Raw genomic sequence first — 25,765 nt, forward strand, 5'->3', positions numbered from 1 at the left:
ACCTTCTGTCCGCCACAACACACTCCGCTCTTCATGTGTTGCGACGACCGGTTGAGTCCGCCCTGACATCCCCGGTCGGAGTGGAAGATCACCCCGTTCACGCGTCCGCCACGAGCTCGCACCGCCGCATCCAGCGCATCGCTGATCAGCTCGGTCCGCAGGTGGTCGGCGATCGACCAGCCGATTAGCCGCCGTGATCCGATGTCGATCACCGTGGCGAGATACAGCCAGGAGTCCCCGACCGGGAGATAGGTGATGTCACCGCACCACCGCTCTGACGAGCACGACCTCGCCCCGCCCAGGGCGACAGCAGACCGCCACCTCGCGAGTGATCCGTCCCGCCACCAACCGCACAACACCACGACGACCGTTGGGTTTCGCACGCCCACTGGCCAGTCCCACACGCGCTCACAGCGGTCCACCACCACCAGCGCCCTCCGCCTACACCAGGGCCACCACACGAGCCAAAATCAGCCCGCCCAGCGGCCACAGGATCTCGGAAACGACGAAATCCCGCCCGATCAAGCGATCGGACGGGATCTCGTCAACCGTTCTTGAGCCAACTCAAGAACGGCCCTGGGTGGGGTGTTCACGAGTACGTGTGACCTGCGCGAAAAAAGGATGGTTCTAGATCGCTTCCCGCAGTTGGACTGATCGTTTCCCGCTCGAGAGCCATCGATGGTCGGGGGCAGTTTGGGGAGTTGGGACATGGGGCTGGTGCCGGGCAACTGGCTACGGTGATCCGCATGACCGAGCCTTCCTACCTGACCGCTCTCCGGGCCTCCTACGACACCGTCGCCGCGGACTACGCAGAGCTCTACGGGAACGTACTCGCTTCCATGCCGTTGACCCGCGCGATGCTGGCCGCGTTCGCCGAACTCGTACGCGCCGCTGGTTTCCCGCCCCTAGGGCATTTGCTGACTCAACCCGCGAGAGGCCTGGCAGCGAATGTTCCGCCGCCAGGCCCCGCCGGCGGACCTCGCCGATCCACGTCAACCGCTTGGGCCGCTGACCGGTGCGGGATTTGGTGCGGCTCCCCTTGAGGGACTGGGTTGATCAAGCGGCCGGGGCGTCTTGTGCTGGTGAGACCATATAGCCCGACCGGCGCATATCTCCGGAAAGGCTGCATGGTGGACGACTGGACTCTCTTCGAAGGCCCGTTTGACAGCGATGAGGCGTCAGATGCCATCGCCGATCTTGAAGAGCAGGAGGATGTCGCTGCCGCGATGGCGGAGGCACTTACTGAGTTCCTTGAGGACAGCCAGGAGTACGTGGAGGAGGGCTACGTCGAGTCGTCGTTGGCGATCAGTTGCCTGGTCGCTGCTCGGATCTCGGGCATCGCGCCGGACGAGGTCGCCCATCACTGGCTCGACCGTAACCCGTTCACCGTCGATGACGATCTGCGCGATCTGGCTGCTGCCGCCTTCGCCCTGGCCACCCGGCCCCAGGGGAACTACCTCGCCGAAACTTACGGCCCCGAGTCCTGGAGAGAGTTCATCGCTCACCTCGAGCCCTACCGCAAGGCTCTGCACGGCGAGCGCCAAGATCCGCCGGAGCCTTTCGTCCCGGACTACTCCGACCCGCAGCGGCCATGGCTGTGGGTCTTCTGGAGCGACGACCGCGGCAGCCTTCCCCGCGATAGCGCCTACCAGCGCAGATCAGACCAACTCGTCCAGGCCGTCAACGGATCCCGCCAATGGCGGGCCTGGTGGCAGAGCTCAGGCCTGCAAGAACTGATCCTCTTTGGAGACCTCGGGCCGGGGCCGCGCACCGAGCGAACTTCCCGAGGATGGACGACAGCCGAGTCCTGGTTCGGTTTCGACCACACCTACGATCTCGGCGACGCCACACCAGAGCAGGTCGTGTCCGACCTGCGCACCGGCCTGTCCCGCATTGGCGATTACCTTCGGCTTGGTCCGCCACCCGAGTTCAGCGACTTCGAGGTCCAGGACCTGACGTAGGAATCGGCCGATGGGGTGCCGGCGAGCGGCCCGCCTCCCGCCGCGCCAACTCCTCCAGCAACGAGCCCATCGCCACCACCGCCTCGCGCACCTGCTCACACGGTGGACAACGGACTCCTCGCTCAGACAGCCCCGACCACAAACGCCCAGCTCAACCACTCCCTGGGGTGGAGCTGCGCCCTGCGGGATTGTCACGCCGAGTTGTCAGACACGCGCTATGGCCGGTCGCCAGGCCTGTCGACGGCCTTGGTCGCGAGCATGGCGCTCCACACCACGGGAGTGCCCGCCTTGACGTTATTCGTTACGATCTGCGGGACGCTGAACGTGCGGTCAGCGACGGTCTCACCGTACGTGCCCAGGAATCGGTAGTCATCGCCGCTGAGAATGATCTCGAAGCGTTCCCATGCTCCGGTGTAGACGAAGGCGATCCCGTGGCGGCCCGCCGCGTCGACGGCGTCCTTCTTGACCGTGACTCCCTTGATCGTCGAGAGCGCGCGGAAGAGCGCGGCCCGCACGTCGGGCACGAGCGCCTGGTTGTTCATCAGATGGAAGATCGCCTCGAAGACCCGCTGTTCCTTGGGCGCCTTTACGGTGTCATCGGATGCGACCCCGAGGGACGCGGGATCCTTGGAGATCGCCACCTCGATCCTGGTGAGCATCTCCTCTGGCGTGACCGGGGCCTTGGCGAGGTCTGCGCCGGTGATACCCGGACCGGCGTTGTGGACGACGAGCTTGCCCTTCCCGTCGTCCAATGCTGTCTGCTTGCCGTCCACGCTGTTCCACGTCTCAAGGGTGATCCGCTTGTCGAGGTCTACGCCATGTGCCCTGGGCTCGTCGCGGATCGGGGCGATGGTCTGTTCCACGTACAGCCACTGGCCTGGCGAAGGGGTGATCTTGTAGGGGTCGGTCTCGGCCGCCTTGGCGGCCCGTTCGCCGAGATCCTGGACGCTCGCGACGGGGGTGAGGGTCCGCTGATCACCGTCGCGCGCCACGGTGAGGCCCCCGACGACGGCCACGGCGACTGATGCCGCCAACACGAAGCGCCACGCCAGACGGGCGTGCGCCGCCGCCTGGGCGCCGGAGCCGGCTCGCGCATCGCGTGCAACAGCCGGGCACGCGCCGCGTCCTCGGCCTCGCTAGTGATCACTGGGATGGGGCCACGGAAGTGCTTGATCTTGTCCATCATGCTTCCTCTCGGGTCGGGTCGTCGCCACCGAGGGCGACCTTTGCCTTCTTGCGGGCGCGCTGCAGGCGCGAGCGGACCGTCCCGATCGGGATGCCGAGCGCCTCGGACACTTCCTCGTAGGCCAGGTCGCCCCACGCCACCAGCAGCAGCACGTCGCGATCACCCTGCGACAGACCCGCCAGCGCCCCCGCGAGCCGACGGTCCTCCTCCTGCGCGGCGACGCGGCCGATCACCGCAGCGGCCATCGGCTCCGGCAACGGGTCCACGCCGGTACGGCACAGCGCCCGCAGGAAGCGCGCTTCGTCGCGCCGGTACCTGGCGATGAGGTTGGTCGCGATGCCGTACAGCCAGGGCCTGGCCATCCGCTGCGCAAGGTCGTAGGACTCGCGGCAGTAGAAGGCCTTCAGGAACGTCTCCGCCGCGATGTCGTCGGCCACCTGGTACCGAGCCGCCGGGCGACATAGCGGTGGATCTGCTGGATGTAGCGGTCGAAGAGCCCGGCGAACTGCTCGGGGTCGTCGTGTGACCGGCGGATCAGCTCGGCGTCATCCGCCTCGGCCGTCTCCACCGGCTGCGTACGTGTCATGCGTGATGTTTCCCGATGGAACGGATCGGGTTCTCACTCGCCGAACTGGCAGGTAACCGGCGTGAGGACCTGAGATAAGAATCGTCGACATTGAGATCGGGCACCTGACACACGTCCTCTCCGGTGGGCAGCTCGACGCCGGCCAGGGCGTGATTCTGAACCTCGCTCTGACCGCACGCCGTCCTTCGCCACGATGCTCAGTCGGGCGTCCCGACGCCAGGCGCGATCTCGTGCTGCGCGGAGGTCGTCGCGGTACTCGCCGAACGATGTTCAGCTCGAAGAACGGCTTGGATTACCCGTACCCCGGCGATTCCCGGGTCAAGGGTGGCCTCGAGATGTGACACCTCGGGCCTTTGCGGGGTCTGCGTCGTCGACCGCAGGTTGGTTACGCGTCCGTCACCAGGCGACGGGGCCGAGGCGATCGATGAAGATCCCGGTCGGCCCGTCGGCGTCGATCATCGCGAGTTTGACGATCGGGTCGGTGCCCTCGGTGACCGTCAGCTGGCCGGTGTGATTGTTCATGTCGGTGGCGGCGAACTTGCGGTTGGCGACTTCTCCGGGAGTGACGATGTTGAACTTGATCTCCGGGAGCGCCTGGGCGTACCGGACGATGATCATGTTCAGCGCCGCCTTCGACGAGCTGTAGGCGAGCTCGCGGCAGCCGCCCCTCCTCGCCCTTCGTCGCGCGAGCCGAGGAAGATCGTCCAACCCTGCTCCCCGAGCCGCCGGGCCGCCTCAAAACCGAGCCCCTTGTTGCCTCCGGTGATCAGCACCGAGGTCTGTTCCGAGTTCGTCATTGCCCTCTGAGACGAGACACCCCGCTGAGCTGTGACACGGTGTGAGCGCCCTCACAATCGAGAGCCCGTTGCGGCCTGGTGGCTGGTACCGGCGGACCATGTTCATCGGTCAGCCAGTCGCCAGATCAGGATCACTGTGGTCCACACGGCATGCGCCCCGCCGGGGACCCCGATGAAGGTCATTGATGGTCGGGATGAGGACGTGCCCGAGAAGGCCGTACGCGCGCGAGTGTTCGGGGATGTCACTGGCGGGGGTTGCTGTCTCGTCTAGGGAGGTGCAGGCAATCCTCGATCAAAGGAGTAGACGATGAACCCCGCGTTGTGGATCGCTGCCGGGCTGCTGGCCGTGGTAGCGCTGAGCGGCGGCATCAGCAAGACGTTCGTGCCCAAAGAGAAGCTCGCTGCGCTCCGTGGTGGGGGATGGACCTCAGACGCCAGTGTCGGCTTCGTCAGGACCCTGGGTGTCCTTGAGCTCCTGGCTGCGGTGGGCTTGATCCTGCCCGCCGCGCTCGACATCGCGCCGGTTCTGGTGCCGGTGACTGCGGTCTGCTGGATCCTGCTGATGGTCGGCGCGATGATCACCCACGGCCGACGTGGCGAATCCGCGTTCGTGGTGCTGAACCTGGTCTATCTCGCGGTTGCGGCGTTCATCGCGTGGGGCCGCTTCGGCCCCGGGTCCTTCACCGGCTGACCGGCGGCGACACACAGTTCCCGATCATCTGGCCCCGTCCCGCGGAGGGGCGATGGTCGATCATGGAGAGTGATGATCATGCGAGTGTTCGTGGCAGGCGGGAGCGGGGTTCTGGGGCAGCGGCTGGTGTCGCAGCTCGTGGCGCGAGGTCACCAAGTGACGGCCACGACGACGAGCGAGGCCAAGTTGGGGTTGCTGGCGGCGTTGGGCGCGGAGGGGGTGGTGATGGACGGCCTGGATGCGATGTCGGTCGGTGAGGCGGTGGCCACGGCTCGGCCGGACGCGATCGCGCATCAGATGACCGCGATTTCGATGGCGCACGCGGGCAAGCCCGACATGAAGCACATCGACCGGTGGTTCACCCAGACCAACCGGCTGCGCACGGAGGGGACGGACCACCTGCTCGCCGCCGCCGAGGCCACCGGGGTCTCCCACGTCGTCGCGCAGAGCCACGCCTCATGGAACGGCGTCCGGCAGGGCGGATGGGTGAAGACCGAGGAGGACCCGCTGGACCCGGAGGAGGGTACGGTGGCGCGCGCCGGGGCGGCGGCGATCCGCCATGTGGAGGATGTGGTCGTCGAGGCCGGCGGTGCGGCCCTACGCTATGGCGGGCTGTACGGGCTGGGGGCCATCGACGACCAGGTCGAGCTCATCCGCAGGCGGCAGTTCCCGCTGGTGGGGGGCAGTACCGGCTACTCCTCCTGGGTGCATCTGGACGACGCGGCGAGTGCCACGGTCCTGGCGGTGGAGCAGAAGGCCAGAGGGGTGTTCAACGTCGTGGACGACGAACCGGCCCCGGCCAGCGAATGGCTGCCGTATCTGGCGGAGTGCGCGGGAGCGAAGCGGCCGAAGCGGGTGCCCACATGGCTGGCCCGGCTGCTGGCCGGACAGGTGGCGGTGACGATGATGACCGAGGGGCGCGGCTTCTCCAATGCCAAGGCCAAGCGGGAGCTCGGCTGGCAGCTGCGCTACCCCTCGTGGCGGCAGGGTTTCAAGGAGGAGCTGGTGTGAGCAGGGCCGAGGAGTTTCAGGAGCTGCGGCCGCTGTTGTTCTCGATCGCCTACCGGATTCTGGGCAGCGTGAGCGAGGCCGAGGACGCGGTCCAGGAGACCTGGCTGCGCTTCGAGGCCTCCCCGACACACCCCAGGTCGGCCAAGGCGTTCCTGTCGGCCGCGGTGACCCGGATCTCGATCGACGTGCTGCGCTCGGCCCGCGTCCGGCGGGAGGAGTACGTCGGGCCGTGGTTCCCCGAGCCGCTGCTCTCCGACCCTTACCAGGACCCGGAGCGGTCGGCGGAGCTGGCCGACTCGTTGTCGATGGCGGCCTTGGTGCTGCTGGAGCGGCTGTCCCCGCTCGAGCGGGCGGTCTTCGTGCTGCGGGAGGTGTTCGACTTCGGCTTTCTCGAGGTCGCGTCGGCCGTGGGGCGCTCCGAGGCGGCGTGCCGCCAGCTGGCGGTGCGGGCGCGGCGCCATATGGCCGCAGGCCGGCCCCGCTTCGAGGCGGACCGCAAAGAGCGAGAAGAACTGGCGTCGCGGTTCTTCGACGCCCTCCGCGAAGGCGACATCGCCGGCCTGCAGAACCTGCTGGCTGCCGACGTATCGATGGTCGGTGACGGCGGCGGCAAGGCCCCGCAGCTGGCCAAGGCCGTCATCGGCGCCCAGAACGTGGCCCGGCTGCTCGCCTCCGTCTTCCCCCAGATGGCCATGATCGGCGTGACGTTCGAGCCGCACGAGGTCAACGGCCAGCCGGGCGCGATCTTCCTCGACCGGGACGGCAAGGTGCTCCACACCCTGGCGCTCGATGTACTCGACGGGCAGATCCAGACGATCCGCGCGGTGATCAACCCCGACAAGCTCGGGCACGTGGGCCCAGTGGCGGACGCCTGGGCAATCGACCGCGAAGTAAGACAGGCACGTCGACCCACGGAATAGCCGCAACAGCCGACTGCACCTCGAACCCCGCTCCAAGAGCTGTTCTCCAGTGGGTCTGTAGAGGGCGGCAACGACGCGTCGCCAACGCCAGACTATGAATCGCGCATCTTGGCCAGCCGCATCTTTGCGCCTGCTCGTGCCGCTCTGCGGAGTCCGCTTCAGGCGTCCACGCTGCGCTTCGGCTGTTCGCCAAGCAGTTTTCCGACAGCTTGATGGCTCACCCCGAGCAATGCACCGATCTCGCGTTGGGCATAACCTCGCTCCCTCAAGTGCCGCGCTGTCGAGCGGGTGCGGGTGGTCGCCTCATCGCGAAGGCGATCGGCCTCACGACGAACCTTGCGAGTGCTGGCCAACTCGTCCGCCAGAGGTTCGTCGGCAGGGATGATCTCAATGTCCCCCACATCGGCAGGGTCAGCGTCGAAGTGCAAAGCGAGCAAGTCGCGAACCATGGCCTCGGCCCTATCCAAGCGACGAGCCTGAGTGTACGCCGGGCGACGGAGCCCTGGACCTTCTACAGTCAGCGCCCACCAGTCATCGGACTTCTGCGCCGTCACACGGAAGGTGCTCACTCGCCCTCCCCCTCTTCCGAACTCGCTGCCTCTTCAAGCATCTCTTCCCAGCTTCGGAGGATGCTCTTGGCCGTCAACTCGTTGATCTCATTGTGTCGCGGCACGATGACCGGCTCACCTCCGACGTACCACTTGTCATGGTTAGCACCGTGGGCATCAGGCGTCTTGGAGAAGTCGAAGCCGAACTTCTTCGCCAGGCGCGCCATCCGATTGAGAAGGTCATTTCGCTTCACAAGCTTAGGCTACCGAGTTGCCACAATCAAGGCAACCAAGTTGCCTTGATTAGCAGACAAGACGCATGGCTGGGACTCCAGTGCAGACAGCCAGCTTTGCCGCGCCTATACGCTTAGACATACGGGGCCGTAGGCTCGAATCGACTCGACGGCAGTCAAGCGCTGCTCTCGGACAGCGGCGTGCCCCTGGAGCACATCTCCCGCTTGGTCGGCCACAGCAACACCATCGTGACGAGACCGTCTACCGGAAGCAGCTCCGGCCGGTCCTCCTTGAGGGGGCTCAAGCCATGGACGCCATCTTTCCAAGCATCGATTCCCAAGCCCTTGCACGCAAAAGGCCGTTTCCGATCTACGGAAACGGCCTCTGACCTGGGTGGGGTGTTCACGAATGGCTTCGGCCTGCGGCGGAGAGGGCACCGCCTTGATCGCTTCCGGGATGGAACTTGATCGCTTCCCGCATCTATCAGTTGGGGCGGCTGGCGCCACACCCACCAGTCCCCAGACGAGCCCGACACATCCGCCGACATCCCCGAGATCCCCGAGATCCCCGAGATCCCCGAGATCCCAGCAAAGCCCATCGACCGCACACCGCTCACGGGCCGGAGCAGGCCACCACCCGTCCCATAACCTGCAATTCAGATCACCTTGTCGCAGCACCCAGCCCGGAGCTGGCGTCGGCATGCCCAGCGACGCGAACTCGGACCTCCACCAGCGGCCTGACATCACCCGGGCCTTCCCGGACACTGTTCCGCGACTCCCAAACCAGGACGAACCCGATTCGGAAACTCCCCGAAACAACAAGATCCCGCCCGATCTCGATGATCAGACGGGATCCCGTCAACTTCAGTCCAACCGTCTCAAGAACGGCCCTGGGTGGGGTGTTCACGAGTAGGTCTGGCCTGGGGCGCTGAAGGTATCTCGAAGATCGCTTCCCGAGGCGACGAAGATCGTTTCCCGGCCGTAGTAGCGGGCGTCAGCCGCGTTCCCGGGCACGATGCTGTGCCCGCTGGGCACAGCGGGCCGCGCGGCCAGCCCTGCGAGCCGCTCGGCGCTCTCGATGCCCCGCAAGACTCGGCCCTGGGCCAGGATCACCTCCGGTCCTGGACATGGACTTGCCGCTTCTACGCCTGTCATGCGGTGTCGGTCCTTACCATCGTTGGTGGAAGTAGGAGGGAGCCCAACCATGCATACCTCGCCGACCACCGAGACGGGATCTTCGCTGCCGGCAATCACACCTCCGCAAGCAGGAGTCCCTCGGCGATTGCCTGGAAGAGCACGACCACGCACGGATATTTTGCGGGAGTACCTCGACCTGAACGCCAAGCGTCGCGAACGCATCCCATCCATCCTCTGGGCGTTCTGGGCACCTGACCCAGACAAGTTTTACCGGTGGCGCATCCAACTCGATTGCGACTGCGTTACCGAGGTCCTGACCTACGGCGACAACAACCTGCCTGACCAGGCAAGATGGCATGATCATGTCAACGAAAATTCACTACCCGTAGGCCAGATTCTCTGTTCCCACGACGACACTCCACCCCAGCCCTATCGAGATATCACCGACTGGGGAACCCGCAGAGAAGTCTCCTTCCCTGCGGATCCCGTCGACCCACCAGAGGGTGAGGACTCGGAGTCGTGGGCCCTGATCCGCCGCGATGAGCGCTGCACCAAGGCTTTCTGGAAAGTGACCCTGTCATGTGGGCACGCGACCGACGTCGTCACGGACCTGGATTGGAAGCCCGAGGACGGCCCTCATCGAGTCAGTCCCGAGAGACTTCAAGAGATGACCGCTGACTTTGAGGAGTTCTGGGCGTCAGACCCTGATAGGCAGGACGAGCGCGAACGTGAACACTACAAGCGAATGCTCGCTCAAGGCTGGCCGAGGCCGCAACCCGAGGAACTGTGCTACACCTGCCCTCGTGCGCGATACATCGTCGCATATCAACGCATCGGCTGGCTTCTTCCACGAGAACGAAAGCCCGAACCTCCGGCACCGCCTTCTAGAGCCAGCCTGCAACGTCGTCTCCAAAAAGCTGAAGCCGAGGCCGCTCTACTCCGTGATCAACTGACCGAATTCGACGCGCAGAACGCGCCGCCCGAGTAGTCATGTCCTGATCAGTCGAGGCTGTCAGTCAATCCCAACTGCGCAGTGCCGTCGTCGGATTCGGCGACCTGAGTGCGGCGATATTGCGGATGATCTTGGTCCATTTTTTGGGCCGCGTGTAGTGGGGCGCTATAGCGGGTGCGGTTGGCCCAGGTGAGTGGCTGGTTGCACAGGCGTGCGGTGAGGACTGCGAGGGGGCGGGGCTGGATGTCGTCGCGGAGCGGGATGACGTAGATCTCGGTGGCGGTCATCGCGTACCAGTTGGCGGCCATCTCATTCTTGCGGAGTTGTCCTTCGATGTTGGAGCCGTGGTCAGCGGCCCAGCGGGTCTTATCCTCGCCGAGTCGGCCGCTGTTGGCACCGTCATGCTGGGGTGGGACGGTGACGAGCAGCCAGGTTGGGTGACCGAAGTCGGGGTCAACGCGGAACAGACTCTTCGACGTCGTTTTAGTGTTGTGTTCGTCGTCCTCGCTGATCCACGTGGCGCCGAACGGGCGAGGTGTCTCGTAGGTGTCCTTGTTGATCCGGATCACAGCGACGGGGCGATAGTCCTCCCGGAGGCTGTATCCAGGCAGCCAGGTGGTACCGGGCTTGCCTGTCTCGCCCTGCTTGTTGTTGTGTAGGCCGCCCCAAAGGCGTCGAGTAGCGTTGCCGTCGACCGTGACGGTGTATGGGGTTCCGTCGAGGTAGCGGGCGAGGTCGTTTAGGGCTTGGTCGATGGTCTTGGCGACGAACTTGTGGCCCTTGTTGTCATCGATGAGCTCGGTCATCTTGCCCTCCGGGTAGTCCTCGGCGTGGAAGGCGTTCTGGGCGTCGGTATAGGGCTGCCAGTTGCGATCGGTGTAGCTCCACCCGTGCAGTGTCCATGCCTGACTTGGGTCAGCCGGAGGCCTCAGGACGGTGGCGGTTACGCAGATCTTCGCCGACCGCTCACCGCGGCGCTTGCTCTGGCGGCGGACGTGGATGCCGCAGTGCGCGACCTCGGTCGCTTTATATGGACCGATGCGGTCGACAACACCGCCGACCATGACGTCGTCGATGCGCCGGTCGACGATTCCCAGGCTCCGATAGAGGTCGAGCTGGGCGTAGATCGCCGGGTGGTCCTGGGTCTTTTTCTTGGGTTTGGTCTGCGCCGGATCAACAGGCTGCTTCGCGGTGGTGGTCTTCGTCTTGGCGGTCTTCTTCTTGCCGTCTTTGATGTACTGCGAGGCGATGTTGCGGCGGGATAGGGTGCGACGGCTGCGGTGCTTGGCGTCTTCGTCTTCGCCCGGTCGGCCGGCGGATTCTTCGCTACTGCCCTCTATACCCGTCAGTTCTTGGTCGTCCCCTTCGATTGCTTCCTGCTGTTCGTCCTCGTCGTCATCCCACTCGGTCTCGGCCCACACCCCGATCAGGGTTCCCTGCTCCGACTGGAGTCCAGCTAGGCCGTCGAGGTCCTCCTTCATCCCGGAGTCGGGCCCGTGCTTGAGAAACCGGGGTGCTTCATGGAAGACAGCGGTGACGCGGTCGTCGAGCAACGCCACCGACTCGCCGTCGACCGGGTCGGCTTCGGTCTCGAGTCTGTAGGCGGAGCAGAGGGCGCGGATCATCCGAAGGCGATTCTCGTCCTTGTACCACAGGCAGACCAGACGCAACCGCTGGTAGCCCATGGTGCGAAGCGATCTCGCGACTTCTTCGGGGGTGGGCAGGATGTCGGCTTGTTTGCGCTGCTTCATTCCGACGGTGTCGACGACGACGTTTGGGCTGATCGCCGTGTCGCCGAATACCTCCCGGAACCTACGGTCGAGTTCGCGTTCGAAGAACAGGCCGACGCCTGTCCCGATAGGGAATTTGTAATGTTTACTCTCGATGGGCCGAATCCTGGTCAGCGGCCCGCCTGGAGGACGCCACGTGTCGTCCCCGGCTTCCTTGGCCTCTTGACGCGCACGTTCTTCGTGGTCGATCCGCTCTTGGACGCCGTGTAGGACCGAGTGGTCCATGTTGAGACGGGCCAGAGTTTGAAGCGTCATGCGATGGATGACGCGCAACTGACCGCGCCCTGCCAATTCGACCGCGATGATCGGTCTGTCTTTCTTGGTCTGCTCGACCAGGACGGTGCGGGCCCAAGTCATGCTGTTCTGGATGCGGGTCGCGGACGCCGATAGAAAGATGAGCGGGTCGCCAATGTTCGCCATGGTCTTCATCAGCATGCGACCGCGAGCCAGGGCGTGTGCGGTGCCTGCTTTATTCGACCAGGGAAGGTTCCAAGCGATGAACCCGCCGCCGCTGTCAGGTCGCAGATGGACCGTCTGCCCGTCTACTTCCCACGGGTCCTTGCAGAATCGGCGAGCTAGGTCCCAGCCGATGCTTTGATACACCCACGCGTCGGCGTTGGGCTGCCCGCTCGTGGTAACGAGGAGGTGGTCAGCCAGAAGCCGCTCCTCCTGAACGGTACCGGCGATGCGTTCGGCGAGAGTGCTGGGCTTGAATAGGTTGACCTCCTCGACAGTCTGCCCGTTGACCAGCCCGGTGAGCAGGGTGAAGGTGTCGCAGAGGGTGTCGTCGTCGATCGGGTCGCGGCTGACAAGGAACCCGCGGTCGGTGTCGAGGTGAACGTAACCGCCGGTGAGGCAGCGCAGCGCGTTGGTCGCAATCGAGTAGGGCGTCTGAGCGTCGCTGTTCTTCACCAACTCCCGGTACTGCCGATCGAGCAGCCGCCACATCGACACGACACCGGGCTCAAACAGTCGAAGGCTGACTGTGGCGTCTGCAAGCAGGGCGGGGGTAGCCCGGTAGGCCAGCAGGTCCAACTGCCGACGGAGTTTTCCAGCCATGGGAAGGGTTCCCTCCTTAGGGGAAGTGAAGGGCGTCTCCCTCGGGGAGGCCGGTTGGTCAGGCGTCGTCGGCGCTGGTGTCAATGCCGGCGTAGGCGAGGAACGCGGCCAGGGCTTCTCGGTAAATCGCGTTCATTCGGCGGCGAGTGTCAGGATGCCATCCGTCGTACATGCGGCGCAGGATGTTCGCCAGGTCGGACTGCCAGGAGTCCTCGTGGAAGGCGTAGTCGACCAGGTGCAAGGTCATGTCGGTGCCGCCGCGTCGGGCACGGCCAGCAAGCTGGATCATGTCGACGATCATTCCCGCGACGATTTCCTCCTGAAGTTCGGGGCGGGCGGCGACGAACCCGGGAGCGGAGCGCATGATCACTCCCAGACGCTGCCAGGCTGCCTGACGGGCCTCCGCGAGAGCGGCAACGGGGTCGTCTGAGGGCAGAGCAGGCAGGGCGTGCAGGCCGGCGGCGTTAACGCTCGCGTACATCTCGGGTGGGTCGGTGAGCAGAGCAAGCGGCCGGGTGCATAGGTAGACGGGTGTGATGGCGGATTTGGTGCCGATGACGATGTTGAGGCCGCGGGCGATCCGTGCCATCGGCACGATGAGGATCCGGCCGCGCGTCGGGAAGGTTTCGAATTCGTCCGGGGTCAGCTCGACGACGTCTGGCGGCAGTGGCGCTAGTCGCCGTAGTTGCTCGCGGCGGGACGCTTCGGCGGGGACGGCGATGCACAGGCCGCCGGTGAACCGGCCAGCGTTATGGATGCCGATGGCGATGTGGCGGCAGTGCTCGTAGGAGTTCACAACGACGGCGGCGTGTGCGCGGGCCGGGTCGGTGCGCTCGATTCGGGCGAGTTCATTGTGGATCTCGGTGTCGTAGAGCCGTTCCCCGAGCGTGATCAGCGCACGGCGTTTCATCGCCTGGGGGATACCGGAGATCTGGATGGCCTTGTCGGTGACCGCATCGGTGATCATATGGCGTTCGGCGCGGATGCTGGCGGGTGCGGCGTCGGTCATCCACCACTTGACGTCGGCATGGACATGTTCACGGACCGCTTGGGGGAAGTAGGCGGTGGCCGACAGCCCCATGACAGGGCGTTCGACTCCGGCCAGGGCGAGGGACAGGATGCTGCCTAGCTGGGCGGTGTAAGTGTGCGGGTCGCCGGTGATGAATTGTGCAGTGAGTTCGGCGTTCTTGTCCGGGTCGTCCAGTCCGGTGACCCGATAGCCGACGATCGCGCCACCGAGCATCCCGTAGGGGAAGATGTTGCCGCCGATCTTCGACTCCAGGCGTTCGGCCAGATCACGAGCGGACTGCAGGCCGACGGATCGTAGTTGGGCGGTCTTGCTGCGGAGCAGGCCGAGTGCGTCGTCGAGCTCGGTCAGCCAGGTCCGCACGAGTAGCAGTTCGATGGCCTCACTACGGTCGTGAGCATTGGTGACGGTCTGCTCCAGCGCCTCGTTCAGCTCCAGTTTGACCTGAGCGAGCAGGTCGTCGCCGCGGGGAGCGAGGACTCTCTCCAGCAGGTCCCGCACCTTCGCCAAGGGGTCGGGCAGTTGGACCGGTGCAGAGTCGGGCCGGGTGTCGCTCGTCGCGGCGGGCGGGACGGGGTGCAGGGCGTTGAGGGTATCGAACAGGTCCTTCGGGATGTCCTGCAGATCGGTGATGCCAGCGCTTGGGAACAGCAGAGTGATGAGGCGACGGTCTCGGCCTCCTGCCAGGTGCCAACCGGTCGTGTTGAGACCGGGCCGGTCTTTGGCGGGGCCGCTTCCTTCGTACTGCCTCAGGTGGATGTCCCCGGTGCAGATCGACGCCAGCAGGAATTCTGAAAGATACCGGGCATGGCTGATTGTCGGGCAGAGGTCTTTGACCGCTTCCACCGGCAGGTCGGTCTTGTCGTCGTCCAACTGCCGGAGTGGAACGGTGCGGCGGTGCCGGGAATCCAAGACGATCTCTCGTGCACATTGTCCGATCGCGACTGATTGGAACTGGTCCACCTCGTCGATCATGACGATGTCAGAGCGGCGCAGCACCAGCTCGGCGATCGTCATATCGCCGACCAGACGGCCGTCGGCCAGGACACCGAGCGGGAACCGTCCCATCATTAGGTTGTGGTGATTGGTCACCAACACCGACGCGGTCACCGCCTGTCGGTGCTGCTCGAACTTCCCGCAGGTGGTCGACATGAACGGGCATGAGCGCGTGCCCCGGCCAGGAGGGAGGGCTCGCAAAGCCGTACAGGGCTCTTCCCCATTGGGGAGGGGGTGGCTGATCTGGGTGTGGGCCTTCAGCGCACATCCGTAGGCCAGCTGGTCGATTTTCCAGAGCGTCTTGGTCGACTGGTGGAGGAACGCTCCCTCAACACGGCCCGCAGCCTTAATCGCCCGGTCATGCAACCCCCAAGCCGACATCAACGGCGTGCACGAGACCGGTGCGGGCATCGTTCTACGGGCGGACAGGTGCTGGAGGTCCTCGTGGATGTCCCAGGTAGTGGCCAAGGTGGCGTCCACGGTCGGCAGGACGATCGTGATGGTCATGCCGTTGAGCGCGAACCAGGACGCGGCGACCCGGACCAGCACACTCTTTCCTGTGCCGGTGGGTGCGTTGAGGATCTCCATCGGCCCGGCCAGAAGCCGGATCATATCGCTAGCCTTCAACGAGTCGATGGTGTTCAACTGACTCGTCAGATCGGTGAGGACCTGCTCCAGATACCGGCCTTCCGGCGGGTACCGCAGGTCGATCTCCCGTGCCACCTCCAGCAAGTCGGGCACGTCGATTGTGATCTCGGCCCGATAAGGAGCGGTGACCACCTCCAGCGGCGTCATCTCGCCAGCGCCTGAGGTGAAGCCGGGAATCGTGACTTTTCCCTGTACGAGCCCATGGCCAGCCACGTAACGATCGCGGGTGAGCCAATCCCCCGCATCGGCAGGCTTGGGTGGCCGCCGTCGCCGATGATCTTTGCCGAGCCGATCCAGCATACGGTCCACGTAGGCCAGCAGATCGCCCCCGACGATCGGGATAGCTGCCTGCTCGCGGCCGCTCTCACCGGATAGGCGGAACGGCCATGGGGCTGGACCCTGCTCGGTGGGCGTGAGGAGCTTGCGGGCCCGAATGCCGAACACGGTCGTCTTGGACAGGTCTTCGGGCGCGGCCACCATTACGGCAGCGAGACGCTGCTTCTCCTCATGCGGCAGGCCTCGCCACCTCGACCACTTATCGAGCTGGCCGCTCAGCAGGTAGGCGGCGTACCGGAAGGAGCCGCACGGGTTCCCCCCCTCGTCGTAACCGGGGAAGTAGTGGGCGGCCAGCGCCAGCGCACAGCAGATGGCAGCATCGTTCTTCGATAGCTTCGTCAGGCCCACTGGACACCTGCCTCCTCACAGATCTTCGCGCCGAGGTCACCCGCGGTCGAGACACTCAAACCGAACTCGCTGCATACGCGGCTCAGCAAGGGGAGGCTGGAGGCCCGGTAGTCGGGAACAGCAAGCCAGTCGGCTCCTCCGGCGTCGCCCTTATCCGCCTGGATCTTCTGGGCCAGCAGCAGCGGGTGGCTGTAATCCTTGAGATCGATCCGGAACTGCGTCTTCCCTCCCGCGCCGGCAACCTCGATTTGAAGGTCGTAGGAGTCGAGATCGGGCCACAGGACTGGCGCCAGGCCGCGCGCCTTGAGGGCTTCGTAGAGTGCGACCTCGACCAGACCTGGCACGGTGGTCCAGCGCCATACGCCACGAGTGAGCGCGGCGTGGTCCTTGACCAGTGTCGCCTGCGGCGTCACGCCATGCACTGTGGGGAACAGCACCTTGTCGTTGCCCGACCGTGCGACGGGCGCCGATGCGGCGGGGACCAGCTTCGGCGCCCCGCCGTCGGCCGGGATCTTGAAGTGGTACTTGGCTCCGAAGTCGCGGTGCGGTCGGTGGAAGCACTGGACGCTTCCGGACCGACCGCCGCGGGTCTGCTGAAGCGTCACCCGCATGGGCCATTCGCATACCGGACAGGCGAACCACCAACGGTCGAAGACCGCAGCGTGCGGGATGTCGGTGTAGAACTGCCGAACGCTACTGGGCAGCGGCAGCTTACGGAGCTTGCTGACCGGCCCGGCCGGATAGTCAATGAGTGCCTTGCGGCCCTCCACATATACGGTCTGGTCCATGGCCTTCTTCAGGCCAGCGTAGGCCCGTTCCTGGTCCATCTCCGCTTCGAGATCATCTCCGTTTGCTGAGCGGCCACCGCGAGTCAGCCGAGACAAGGTCCGCAGCACCAGCCGCTGCTCGGCCTCCAGGTCGTATAGGTCGTCGTCGAACTGCCCGTCTCCAGTGATCAGACGAACGCCCTGCATCTCCTCCGCTGGCACTTCCCCCGGCAGCAGAAGATTGAGGTCTCCAGTGAGCAGTTCACGGAATTCAGCGAAGGTCAGTGGGTGAGAGGGGCCGCGGGCCGCCATGATCCGGCCGTGGGATTCCATCAAGGTGCGTAGTCGATGCTCTGGGGGCGCCTCGGCGTCAGTGAGGGCCTGCGCTGCCAAGGCAGCGGCCGCCATCACCGTATGCCGAACCTCGGGAGCATCCAAGAGTGAGCTCGGGTCGTTCACACCGGGCATGCTAACCAGTGGGTGTGACAGTTTGAGATTGCACTCTAACGCTCAGAGATCGGCAGCAGCCGCGGCACGGGTCCTTTCGTCCACCTCGAACTGCGGATATAGGTCCTGATAGTCATCGAAATAATCAACGATGTGCCGTCGGCCAGCTTCAGTGAGATGCCAGCGGTATTCCTTGACGAACGCGCCCTGGGCGACCTCGACGCGAATCGGCTCGGCGTCGATGTAGCCGCGACTGGCCGCCCCATTCGGCCGGAACCCTGTCCCCAGATAGAACCTGGCCTTCCCCCACAACCCGGCTTCCGGCAACCCATCGGGCTCGGCTGAGGCGACCTTCAACAGGTTCTCCCACAACCACGCGGATAACAGATGCGCCGGGGTCCGAACCGGCGCTTGGGCTCCCAGTCCTGCCCGTACACATGCCCTACCTACCCGGGTCAATTCCACCAGCACGCGATTGACCGGCCCCAGAGGGAACACTTCCACCTGATCCTCGGTCAGCGTGATCAGTCCGTGGCGTTTCAGCACAGCCAGACTCGAGCCTGCACCTGGATCGAGCAGCCCCTGTTCCTTGAGCCGCAGTTGGATGTCGGTGTAGCCGGTGAAAGCAGGGTCGGCTTTGATGGTGAACGGCAGCTTACGCCAGACGCTGGCCGGTCCGAGATCACGCCCAGCCGCGTGCTCAGCGCGCGCGTGAGCTTCGGCTTCCTGATCCTGATGGAAGCAGGCCACCAGATAGGCCTGCTGCCGCTCGTTCAACGCCCGCCAGTCACGCATCCCCTTGTCCGATGAAGCTACCACCGTCTCGTCTTTCCCCCGCTTGACCGGTGCCGCGCGGAACAGGTACGCCTGCTGCGGAAAAGCCCGCAACCACGCCTGCCGAACAGCAGACGTCGACGTGCCGTATATCTCAGCGAAACCTGCAACGACCTGTTCGAGGGACGCCGGGTCAGCCCACGCCTGGACAACGATGCCGGACTCGACCGCCTGCAGCTTCCAGACCGTCACCTCTGGCACCCGTTCCGCCAACGCCCTGGCGGCGCCCCCACGATTCAGCCCAGCAAATCGACGCAAGTCCGTAAGGGTCTCCTCCTCGCGGGGAACACCCGTCAACGCCTGCGCCGAAGTCCCAAGTACCTCAGCCAGCCTCTTCAACCGCGCCGGTGAGGGTGAGTGCCTGCCCTGCTCGTAGTAGATGATCTGCCGCGCCGACACCCCCACCGCAGACGCCAAACCCGACACCGTCAGCCTGGCATTCGCCCTAAGCAGGGACAACACGCCAGGCGCGAAGGGCTCAGGCTGACGAGACATGTAGCCATTATAAACTTCACTCTGCCGAAAACCACTCCCGTCGATCATTTGTTCGATCCCCCTGCGCATGCTGCCTGAAACAAGCCGCTGAGCATCCGCGGACTCCTGTCGGCTTACAGCAGCGCTCCGGACGTCCGCAGCGCGTCATCGATCAGCACCCACACGCGCCGCGCCCCGACCCCGTGGGTTCAGCCCTCAAACTGGTGCGCCGGTCAGTGCGTGCGGCGGGCCGGACCGAAGGTGCCACTGACCTCGCCCGGATGCCTCACGTCGACGATGGTCGGCGATATCCGTTGGATTTTCGGCGACTACTGCCAGGCCCGCTGGCTGGCCGCTTCCCCAGATCTTGCACTGGCTCTGGTAGTAGTCGTCACCACCAGGCGCCGCTGATCGAGATCCGCCGGGGGTCGGGTGACCATGCAGCAGGTGGGTAGCGGCTCGGGCTGAACTGGACGCGCCCTGGCCCCGCTCGCCGGGGGGAGGGCGGAGCCAGGGCTGCAGAATACGAGATGGTCCCCGCCGCATTGCGGGCGGCGGGGACCACTCATCGAGTGCTGCTACCGGCCGCGGATCTGGCGACCGGTCGTGCTGTTCGGGTACAGAACGGCGTCGGCGACCCGGCCGCCGGAGTCCTTTGCGCCCCCGCCGATGGTGAGCTTGCCATGGACGTTGGTGTTCCCGGCGATGCCGGACCAGAACGCGGGCTCCTTATCCCAGCGGATGCCGTCCAAGAGCTTGGTCAGCCCGGCGGGCGTGATGCTGTCGGCGTTCTGGGTCAGGCCGGTCGCCTGATGGACAGCGATGCCGAGACCGGTGAGGACAGCCGGGGCGGAGAGCATCGTGCGGGTAGCGAAGCCCTACTGGCTCAAGCTCAAACAAAGCGCCGACACCCAAGGACGGGTACGACTGCAATGCCTGGCCGCGGGCCCTTCCCCCTCGGTGACCTGCCCGCGCCTCAACCGCACCCGCCCCACCCCGCCTGCCTCTCCCGCAGCGATGGATCTGGCCAACGCCCGCGCCGCCCACATGGCCGCCAAACCCACGATCCTGCTGCCCGACAACGAGAGGAAACGGCCCCTTCCCCTGGCCGAACTGCCACGCATCTGCCAGAAGTCGACCATCACGCTGCGCCCCGACGACCTCGGCATCAAGGGACAAACTCCGTCAAGACCGGCGCTACCTCACCCCACCTGGCAGGACGCCTGCAAGATCATCCGAGGCAACACCGAAGGCGTCAACGGCAGGATCAAGGGCCACCACATCGATGTCGGCGACCCCATGAACCGGCTCGCGCACGGCCGCGTGGCCCAAACACTGCTGACCGCGCTCATGGTCTGCATGGCCAACCAGCACATCCTGCTCAGCTGGCGGCAAACCCACGACCGCCCCGAGCCCGCACCTCAGGACACGACAACGCCTGCCGAGCACGACCCCGCCCCGCCCAAGGCAGACAGCAGACCACCACCTCGCGAGTGATCCGCCCTGCCACCAACCGCACAACACCACGACGACCGTTGGGTTTCGCACGCCCACCGGCCAGTCCCACACTGCGGTCCACCACCAGCAGCGCCCTCCGCCAGGGCCACCGCACGAGCCGAAATCAGCCCGCCCAGCGGCCACAGAGCCTCGGAAACGATGAGATCCCGCCCGATCAAGCGATCGGATGGGATCTCGTCAACCGCTCTTGAGCCAACTCAAGAACGGCCCTGGGTTGGGGGTTCACGAGTACGGTCGAGCAGCCGTGATGGCGGATGTCAGAAGATCGCTTCCCAGGCCGAAACTAATCGTTTCCCAGGGTCATCGAACTCGTCACCCACCTCTGTACTAATTGTCGTAGCGGCGGGTCACCACGAACGTCGTACCGTCGAGCGCCTCGCCTACGGGAGTTACCGCCCAACCAGCCAGTTGCTGAGCTCGCCCCCAACTAAGATTCAGCACTTCTATGAGCTCTGAGGCGGTAGGTGGGGTTGCTCGAACGCAGCGAAGAACTGTCTCTCCGGTTGCGGAACCGTCCTCATCCTCTGGGTCATCGGGTATCCATCGCCCGATCTCCAACTGCCAGGCGTTGTCATCATCGCTGGGCATAGGGGCGAAGATGTTGAGGAAGTAGCGGCCCGGTTCGTCCCATGGCTCATATTCGACGAACAGAGAGCTGTCGATGATCAGGTTCGCCCCCTCGTTGTCACATCGGGCATGGGCGTCATAGAGGAGCCGTAGATCGTCAACTGCCCGTTCAAGGCGCTTGCGGGAAGCGCCGCGTTCGAGGCGGTCGAGGCGGGTGCGTTCGCCTTCCAGGCAGTGAGGATCGCCAAAGAAGACGTTCCCGCGCCGGCTATCGAAAGTGACGAACGGATTGTCGAACTCGCACAAGCGCATGTCTTCCGTCTCCTCGGGGTCGAGGTCCCCTGAAGAACTGGTCAGTGCGCCCGCCTCCGCTTCGATCTCGGCTTCGACTGCGGTCCGGACAGGTCCGGGCACCGAAGACGTTGCCGCGTCCAGATCGGTCAGCGCCTGGTGAAGCAGCAGCTTCACGTACTCGTACCAGAGGCTGTGCGCGCCCTTTAGCAGATCCTCTCGCGCATTCTGGTCGACGAGCGCTGCAAGGTGGTCGGCGGGATAGCGCGCCACACGCTCTCTGCGCTCGTCCCACACAGTGATAGGGACGGTGGCATAAGCGGAGATTCTGTTGAGTGCACTCACCAGAGGTGTAGCAAGCGCAGTGTTCTCCACGCTCGTCACAGTCACCGACCGAACGCCGTCCGGCGCACGATAAGTGGCCAGGATCTGCACCTTTCCGCGATTCGCGTGCTGGGAGTAGATAGCCATGGGGATGCGTCCTTTCAGCCGAAAGGACGCATCAGGTCCAATCGACTCGAGGAGAGGAGGATGTGGTGCCTGGTCACACCTAACGAGACCAGCACCTCGAAGCGTGTCGGCGGTGGCTCAGACCCAATTCCGAACTCCATGCCTGCTTGAAAGATACGCGCCCTTGGCTATCGGGACAACCTGATCGCACTTTCCTGATCCTCGGCTGAGTGACCCTCGTCCCAGGACGGCTGCGCCGTGATCTCCAAGATGCTCAGTCCCAGCACTATGGTGGCCTTCGGGTTGTGCGTGTCGACAGTGGTCACCACGCTCGTGATCCTTGTGGCTGACCGGTGGTCGCGCTCAGCTATGACACCCAATCAGCAACATGGCCTGTGCGGAGAGGGAAGAGAAGTACCAATTTGACGGTGCGGCTCTCTACGCTTGATCTCGATGGAAACCCACAATCGCGCGCCGACGGACCGCGAGCAGCGACGGGCCAGCCTGGATGAGGAGATCAAGCGGTATTTCGAGGCGTCGGGGGCACCTACGGCTCGCCGCGGATCACTCAAGATCTGCGCGCGGAGGGCTGCAAGGTATCGGAGAACACGGTGGCCAAGCGGATGGCCGAGCTGGGCCTGGCCGGCCGCAAGCCGAAGAAGCCGCGCTCGCTGACGCGGCAGGGCCGGCGTCTGGCCGCGCCGGACCTGGTCGGCCGGAAGTTCGCCGCGGTCGCTGCGGATGTTCTGTGGGTCGGTGACGGCACCATGATCAATACCGATGAGTCGCTGTACCTGGCCACCGTTGAGGACCTGTTCTCCCGCCGCCTGCTCGGCTATGCGATGTCGGAGCATCACGATGCGGCGTTAACCGTCGCGTCGCTGCAGATGGCGGTGACCACCCGTGGCGGTGATGTGGACGGGGTGATTTTCCATTCCGATCGCAGGTCGGAGTACACCGCCGCCTGCTACCAGGCCGAATGTCGTCGGCATGGGGTGGTCCAGTCGATGGGCCGGGCCGGTTGCGCGCTCGACAATGCAGCCTCCGAGGCGTTCAACAGCACACGCAAGGTCGAGTACGTCCACCGGCAGCGCTTCCGTACTCGAGCCGAGGCTCGTCTGAAGATCGCGACCTGGATCACCGATTTCTACAACGCCAGGAGGAGGCACAGCGCCAATGAAGGGCTGCCGCCCATCACATTCGAGCGTCGGGTGATCGAGAAGAGGCAAGCATCAACGGCCCTGCTGAGGGCTGCTGTGGCATAGGACCGTCTCCACGTTTTGAGGGAATTGACACCTGCCAACTCCCCTCAAACCGAGTCGCGAGCCGCGCAAGTTCCCGTTTCGACATCACTCGGGACTCCCTTATGCCAGCATTGATCCGCACGTCGGTGGTTCTCCACCGGTGTCCGCCTCGTGCCGCCGTCGGCGGAGTAGGAGCCAGTTGCGAGACGTCCAGGTGCCGCCGTGGCGCCGTTGGGGCTGATCTTTCTGCGGGCAGCGGCAGGAGGGTCGTACGGAGCAGGTCGGAACCGGACGCTTGGCGGACCGGTCCGTGTTCTGCTGGCGCGAGGCTTCGGCTCTCGGGTGCGTGTCACACCCTCGACAGCCGAGGGCGTGCTTTCTCCCGGCGCAGCCGGAGAAAGCAGATCACCATGACCGCGACGAAGCGGCCGGACGGCATCTACCGCTACATCAGCACCCCGGTCTACGGGGAACGTCTCGCTGATGCCATCGAAAACACCTGCGCCGAGGTGGAGCTGACCCCACCGCCTCGGGACGCGATCATCGAGGGCCTCGCCTCCGCCCTGAGCGACACCGAGATCAAGAAGCTGGTGACCTCTCAGCGGGGCAAGAGGGTCCTCGTTCCCCATGCCTACCGGCTCGTCGGGGCCGGTGAAGACAGGGTGATCCTGCTCACCTGCGACGTGCACGGCGCGGGCATCGTCCCATGGGACCTCAACGACCGCACGGTCGGAGCCTGGACCACTCCCAGCGACGAAGCGACACGACTGGTCCAGGAACTTGTTGTCGCCGAGTTCGCCGTGGAACAGGCCGACAAGGCAGCGAAGCTTGCCGAGATGGAACTGGCGTCCTGCGGCCGCTCAGGACATGGCCAGCCCCACGCCGCCGCCGCACTCGAAGCAGCGGACAACAAGCACCGAGCTGCCGCTAAGGTAGCGAAAGAAGCACGGCTAGAACAGGACCGCCTGCTGTCGTCGCTGGGTCATCGCCGGCCCCGCCCCATCGTCCGGCCCGCGGAGCACAACGGGCAGCCCGCTGCAGCGTTCGTGCTCGCGCCCCAGCCACAGGACGTGGCCGTGCACCTCCAACGCTACGCAGTGGAGAAACTGCGCCGCGCTGGCCGCCGCCGGGGCTACGACCTAGTCGAGTCGCTGGTCGCCTCCGGCCAACTGTCGCGAGGGATGTGCGCTCTTCAGCAGTGGCAGATCCAGCAGCCCGACGGGCAGATGACGAAGCTGTGGCGGATGGTCGCCGTGACGGCGAACAACAGAGCCCTGGCCCGGCTCGACCTCTACGGTGTGCAGGCCGAGCATCTGGTGACGGGCATGCCCTCATCTCAGTGGTCGATGCCGAACCACAATTCCGCCCCCACGCTGCTGCTCAGCTTGCGGGAAGTCCTGAACCGCATCTCCGCCTCCTTCAACGCCGCCCGAGCCCGAGAGGACGCTGGCCAGGAGTACCCCGCTTACCGTGCTGCGAAGATCACCACCGTGCCGACGGACATCGTGATCGGTTGCAGCAATCCGGCGGCCCTGGAGCACCTGCTGCGGACGCTGAACGTCGACGACCACCTGCGCGGCGTCCAGCCCTACGACGAAGACGCCCGCCTCATGGCCCTATGGGCCATCCTTGTCGACGCCTACGTCACCGACGAGCAGCTCGTGCCAGCGCTCAGCGACGCCGTTCCCAAGGCTCGGGCCGCTGACCAGCTCAACGTGGATGGCGTGCGGGCGGCACTCACCGCCAACGGACCGCTCGACCCGCTCGCTCCGCTGCTGCCGCTGGAGGAGACACCCGATCCAGTGACACTGCGAGATATCGCCATCCGTGCCATCACCGCGCTGGTCTTTCCCGATATTCCGGCGGCGCCAGAACCGACGGGGCGACGCCAGTGGCGCGATACCGGAAAGAATTGGCCGATCGTGCGGGGCGCGCTTCAGGAGCCCGCCTGGAGCCAGATCGGCAAGAAGGCCGCTGAGACCCGTACCAGGCTCTGGTCGGCTGCCATCGCTCAGCTGTTTCTGCAGCGTGGCAACATCCTGTCCGCGACAGGCCTGTTCGGAGTTCCGGACGTCAAGGAAGGCGCCCGACAAGACCCCCGCTCGGTCAGAACGCTGCTCCTGGAAGCTGAGGCCGGAAAGCCCGCGGCGTGGTCGGCTCTGGTCGACCGCATGGTGCCCAACCTGATCCACGCCCCCCAGCCGCTGATCACGCCCGGGCAGGGCAGCGAGGCCGGCGAGCAGCGCAAGGGGCTACGCCGTAGCCCGTCCAGCGCCGTCGCCGCGCTGAAACTGGCCTACACGCAGGGGCGTGCGCCATCCGTCACCCGGGGACTGCTTATCGCCTTCGCGAAGGGGATCCTCGCCCATCCCGACGTCTCCAGCGCTCCGACGGCGCCTGATGGAACGGTTCCGATCTGCTACGGCGAGCAAGGCTGGGAACCCGACAACAGGACGCCGATCGTTGCGGGCATGGTCCTTGTACCGGACACTGATGGGAACCCCACGGCCTTCGTCGTGGACAAGGCGTGGTTCGACAAGACCTTCCCACCCGTCACGACACAGGCCGCAGGCAGTGCCGAGGACGAGGACGACGGCCAGTCCGGCAGCGACAACTCCAATTCGGAGAGCGTGATGCGGGCGCCTGAAACCGTGGCGGCCGACCCTCGTGCACGACTCAATGATCTTCGGCGGGAACTGCCCGCTCGGATCGAGCTCACCGCCGGCGCGTACGAACGCGCCGTCCAGTCCGCAGACGCGCTCCTGGCCGACTTCGAAACCGCCCGGCGGTTGCGCGACGACCTGGAGGAGCAGCCCCTGTCAGCCGACCAGCGGATCGAATGGATGGAGAAACTGACCAAAGCTCGCAGCACTGCCGAGGCCAGCGTCGGTGCTCTGCAGCAGGTCGAGGCGTTGATCCTCCAGCTGTAGTCCCGGCGAGGTCTGAA

The 25,765-nt window shown here is 65.2% G+C and carries 20 protein-coding genes and 4 pseudogenes; 8 read left to right on the plus strand and 16 right to left on the minus strand.

What is annotated here, in order from left to right; all coding sequences use genetic code 11:
* Positions 1 to 62: 62 nt before the first annotated feature.
* Positions 63 to 272: pseudogene (locus OG589_RS32785) on the minus strand (DDE-type integrase/transposase/recombinase); the annotation flags it as partial.
* A gap of 855 nt (positions 273 to 1,127) precedes the next feature.
* On the opposite strand from OG589_RS32785, the gene OG589_RS32790 reads away from it, so the two are divergent.
* Complete coding sequence (locus tag OG589_RS32790) at positions 1,128 to 1,961, plus strand: DUF4259 domain-containing protein (protein WP_405141943.1); 834 nt, start codon at positions 1,128 to 1,130, stop codon at positions 1,959 to 1,961.
* A gap of 215 nt (positions 1,962 to 2,176) precedes the next feature.
* Here the strand turns inward: OG589_RS32790 and OG589_RS32795 are convergent.
* From OG589_RS32795 to OG589_RS32815, 5 genes and pseudogenes are all read right to left on the minus strand, one after another.
* A pseudogene (locus OG589_RS32795) lies at positions 2,177 to 3,034 on the minus strand (CU044_5270 family protein); the annotation flags it as partial.
* 109 nt (positions 3,035 to 3,143) lie between these two features.
* A complete protein-coding gene (locus tag OG589_RS32800) occupies positions 3,144 to 3,584 on the minus strand; it encodes an RNA polymerase sigma factor (protein WP_405141944.1) in 441 nt (146 codons plus the stop codon).
* Entirely contained in the window at positions 3,551 to 3,733 is a 183-nt protein-coding gene (locus OG589_RS32805) for a hypothetical protein (RefSeq protein ID WP_405141946.1), read from the minus strand. The genes OG589_RS32800 and OG589_RS32805 overlap by 34 nt, the downstream gene beginning before the upstream one ends.
* 396 nt (positions 3,734 to 4,129) lie before the next feature.
* Positions 4,130 to 4,441, minus strand: coding sequence for a hypothetical protein (locus OG589_RS32810; RefSeq protein WP_405152256.1), 312 nt, complete (start codon positions 4,439 to 4,441; stop codon positions 4,130 to 4,132).
* Positions 4,441 to 4,530 (minus strand): annotated as a pseudogene (locus tag OG589_RS32815) (dehydrogenase); the annotation flags it as partial. The pseudogene OG589_RS32815 and the gene OG589_RS32810, both read right to left, overlap by 1 nt.
* A gap of 307 nt (positions 4,531 to 4,837) precedes the next feature.
* Between OG589_RS32815 and OG589_RS32820 the strand changes: the two are divergent.
* The 3 genes from OG589_RS32820 (at position 4,838) to OG589_RS32830 (ending at position 7,152) form a co-directional block, all read left to right on the plus strand.
* Entirely contained in the window at positions 4,838 to 5,221 is a 384-nt protein-coding gene (locus OG589_RS32820; RefSeq protein ID WP_405141947.1) for a DoxX family protein, read from the plus strand.
* Between the two features lie 72 nt (positions 5,222 to 5,293).
* Entirely contained in the window at positions 5,294 to 6,232 is a 939-nt protein-coding gene (locus OG589_RS32825; RefSeq protein WP_405141948.1) for an NAD-dependent epimerase/dehydratase family protein, read from the plus strand.
* Positions 6,229 to 7,152, plus strand: a complete 924-nt coding sequence (locus tag OG589_RS32830) for an RNA polymerase sigma-70 factor (protein ID WP_405141950.1) — start codon at positions 6,229 to 6,231, stop codon at positions 7,150 to 7,152. Before OG589_RS32825 ends, OG589_RS32830 begins: the two co-directional genes overlap by 4 nt.
* 158 nt (positions 7,153 to 7,310) lie before the next feature.
* On the opposite strand, the gene OG589_RS32835 is transcribed toward OG589_RS32830, so the two are convergent.
* The 4 genes from OG589_RS32835 to OG589_RS32850 all read right to left on the minus strand — a co-directional run bounded on the left by OG589_RS32835 (position 7,311) and on the right by OG589_RS32850 (position 9,022).
* Entirely contained in the window at positions 7,311 to 7,721 is a 411-nt protein-coding gene (locus OG589_RS32835; RefSeq protein ID WP_405141951.1) for a hypothetical protein, read from the minus strand.
* The gene (locus OG589_RS32840) at positions 7,718 to 7,954 is read right to left on the minus strand and encodes a hypothetical protein (protein WP_405141953.1); all 237 of its coding nucleotides are present in this window, start codon (positions 7,952 to 7,954) and stop codon (positions 7,718 to 7,720) included. The genes OG589_RS32835 and OG589_RS32840 overlap by 4 nt, the downstream gene beginning before the upstream one ends.
* Before the next feature lie 155 nt (positions 7,955 to 8,109).
* Complete coding sequence (locus OG589_RS32845) at positions 8,110 to 8,238, minus strand: hypothetical protein (RefSeq protein WP_405141954.1); 129 nt, start codon at positions 8,236 to 8,238, stop codon at positions 8,110 to 8,112.
* A 598-nt stretch (positions 8,239 to 8,836) separates the two neighbouring features.
* A complete protein-coding gene (locus OG589_RS32850) occupies positions 8,837 to 9,022 on the minus strand; it encodes a hypothetical protein (protein WP_405141956.1) in 186 nt (61 codons plus the stop codon).
* A 115-nt stretch (positions 9,023 to 9,137) separates the two neighbouring features.
* On the opposite strand from OG589_RS32850, the gene OG589_RS32855 reads away from it, so the two are divergent.
* Positions 9,138 to 10,058 (plus strand): hypothetical protein, encoded by a 921-nt coding sequence (locus OG589_RS32855; RefSeq protein WP_405141957.1) that lies wholly within the window; start codon positions 9,138 to 9,140, stop codon positions 10,056 to 10,058.
* 11 nt (positions 10,059 to 10,069) lie between these two features.
* On the opposite strand, the gene OG589_RS32860 is transcribed toward OG589_RS32855, so the two are convergent.
* From OG589_RS32860 to OG589_RS32880, 5 genes are all read right to left on the minus strand, one after another.
* On the minus strand, positions 10,070 to 12,871 hold the full coding sequence (locus tag OG589_RS32860) for an RNaseH domain-containing protein (RefSeq protein ID WP_405141959.1): 2,802 nt from the start codon (positions 12,869 to 12,871) through the stop codon (positions 10,070 to 10,072).
* Between the two features lie 58 nt (positions 12,872 to 12,929).
* Positions 12,930 to 16,226, minus strand: a complete 3,297-nt coding sequence (locus OG589_RS32865) for a hypothetical protein (protein ID WP_405141961.1) — start codon at positions 16,224 to 16,226, stop codon at positions 12,930 to 12,932.
* Positions 16,217 to 17,452: a hypothetical protein gene (locus OG589_RS32870; RefSeq protein ID WP_405141962.1), complete on the minus strand. Its 1,236-nt coding sequence runs from the start codon at positions 17,450 to 17,452 to the stop codon at positions 16,217 to 16,219. Before OG589_RS32870 ends, OG589_RS32865 begins: the two co-directional genes overlap by 10 nt.
* A gap of 51 nt (positions 17,453 to 17,503) precedes the next feature.
* A complete protein-coding gene (locus tag OG589_RS32875; RefSeq protein WP_405141963.1) occupies positions 17,504 to 18,769 on the minus strand; it encodes a helix-turn-helix domain-containing protein in 1,266 nt (421 codons plus the stop codon).
* A 557-nt stretch (positions 18,770 to 19,326) separates the two neighbouring features.
* Positions 19,327 to 19,608 (minus strand): hypothetical protein, encoded by a 282-nt coding sequence (locus OG589_RS32880; RefSeq protein WP_405141965.1) that lies wholly within the window; start codon positions 19,606 to 19,608, stop codon positions 19,327 to 19,329.
* Between the two features lies 1 nt (position 19,609).
* On the opposite strand from OG589_RS32880, the gene OG589_RS32885 reads away from it, so the two are divergent.
* Positions 19,610 to 20,245, plus strand: a complete 636-nt coding sequence (locus tag OG589_RS32885) for a hypothetical protein (protein ID WP_405141967.1) — start codon at positions 19,610 to 19,612, stop codon at positions 20,243 to 20,245.
* Between the two features lie 348 nt (positions 20,246 to 20,593).
* On the opposite strand, the gene OG589_RS32890 is transcribed toward OG589_RS32885, so the two are convergent.
* Positions 20,594 to 21,595 carry a hypothetical protein gene (locus OG589_RS32890; protein WP_405141969.1) on the minus strand — a complete coding sequence of 334 codons (1,002 nt, stop codon included), beginning with the start codon at positions 21,593 to 21,595 and terminating at the stop codon, positions 20,594 to 20,596.
* A 512-nt stretch (positions 21,596 to 22,107) separates the two neighbouring features.
* On the opposite strand from OG589_RS32890, the pseudogene OG589_RS32895 reads away from it, so the two are divergent.
* Positions 22,108 to 22,839: pseudogene (locus OG589_RS32895) on the plus strand (IS3 family transposase); the annotation flags it as partial.
* A gap of 389 nt (positions 22,840 to 23,228) precedes the next feature.
* The gene (locus OG589_RS32900; RefSeq protein WP_405141971.1) at positions 23,229 to 25,748 is read left to right on the plus strand and encodes a hypothetical protein; all 2,520 of its coding nucleotides are present in this window, start codon (positions 23,229 to 23,231) and stop codon (positions 25,746 to 25,748) included.
* Positions 25,749 to 25,765: the final 17 nt, after the last annotated feature.

It is taken from the genome of Sphaerisporangium sp. NBC_01403, from assembly GCF_045040145.1.
GTDB lineage: Bacteria > Actinomycetota > Actinomycetes > Streptosporangiales > Streptosporangiaceae > Sphaerisporangium > Sphaerisporangium viridialbum.

Excerpts from the sequence above, each read along its gene's own strand:
- OG589_RS32790 (WP_405141943.1), top strand. The coding sequence starts at position 1,128 with ATGGTGGACGACTGGACTCTCTTCGAAGGCCCGTTTGACAGCGATGAG.
- OG589_RS32805 (WP_405141946.1), bottom strand. The coding sequence starts at position 3,733 with ATGACACGTACGCAGCCGGTGGAGACGGCCGAGGCGGATGACGCCGAG.
- OG589_RS32820 (WP_405141947.1), top strand. The coding sequence starts at position 4,838 with ATGAACCCCGCGTTGTGGATCGCTGCCGGGCTGCTGGCCGTGGTAGCG.
- OG589_RS32825 (WP_405141948.1), top strand. The coding sequence starts at position 5,294 with ATGATCATGCGAGTGTTCGTGGCAGGCGGGAGCGGGGTTCTGGGGCAG.
- OG589_RS32855 (WP_405141957.1), top strand. The coding sequence starts at position 9,138 with ATGCATACCTCGCCGACCACCGAGACGGGATCTTCGCTGCCGGCAATC.
- OG589_RS32860 (WP_405141959.1), bottom strand. The coding sequence starts at position 12,871 with ATGGCTGGAAAACTCCGTCGGCAGTTGGACCTGCTGGCCTACCGGGCT.
- OG589_RS32875 (WP_405141963.1), bottom strand. The coding sequence starts at position 18,769 with ATGTCTCGTCAGCCTGAGCCCTTCGCGCCTGGCGTGTTGTCCCTGCTT.
- OG589_RS32880 (WP_405141965.1), bottom strand. The coding sequence starts at position 19,608 with ATGCTCTCCGCCCCGGCTGTCCTCACCGGTCTCGGCATCGCTGTCCAT.
- OG589_RS32890 (WP_405141969.1), bottom strand. The coding sequence starts at position 21,595 with ATGGCTATCTACTCCCAGCACGCGAATCGCGGAAAGGTGCAGATCCTG.
- OG589_RS32900 (WP_405141971.1), top strand. The coding sequence starts at position 23,229 with ATGACCGCGACGAAGCGGCCGGACGGCATCTACCGCTACATCAGCACC.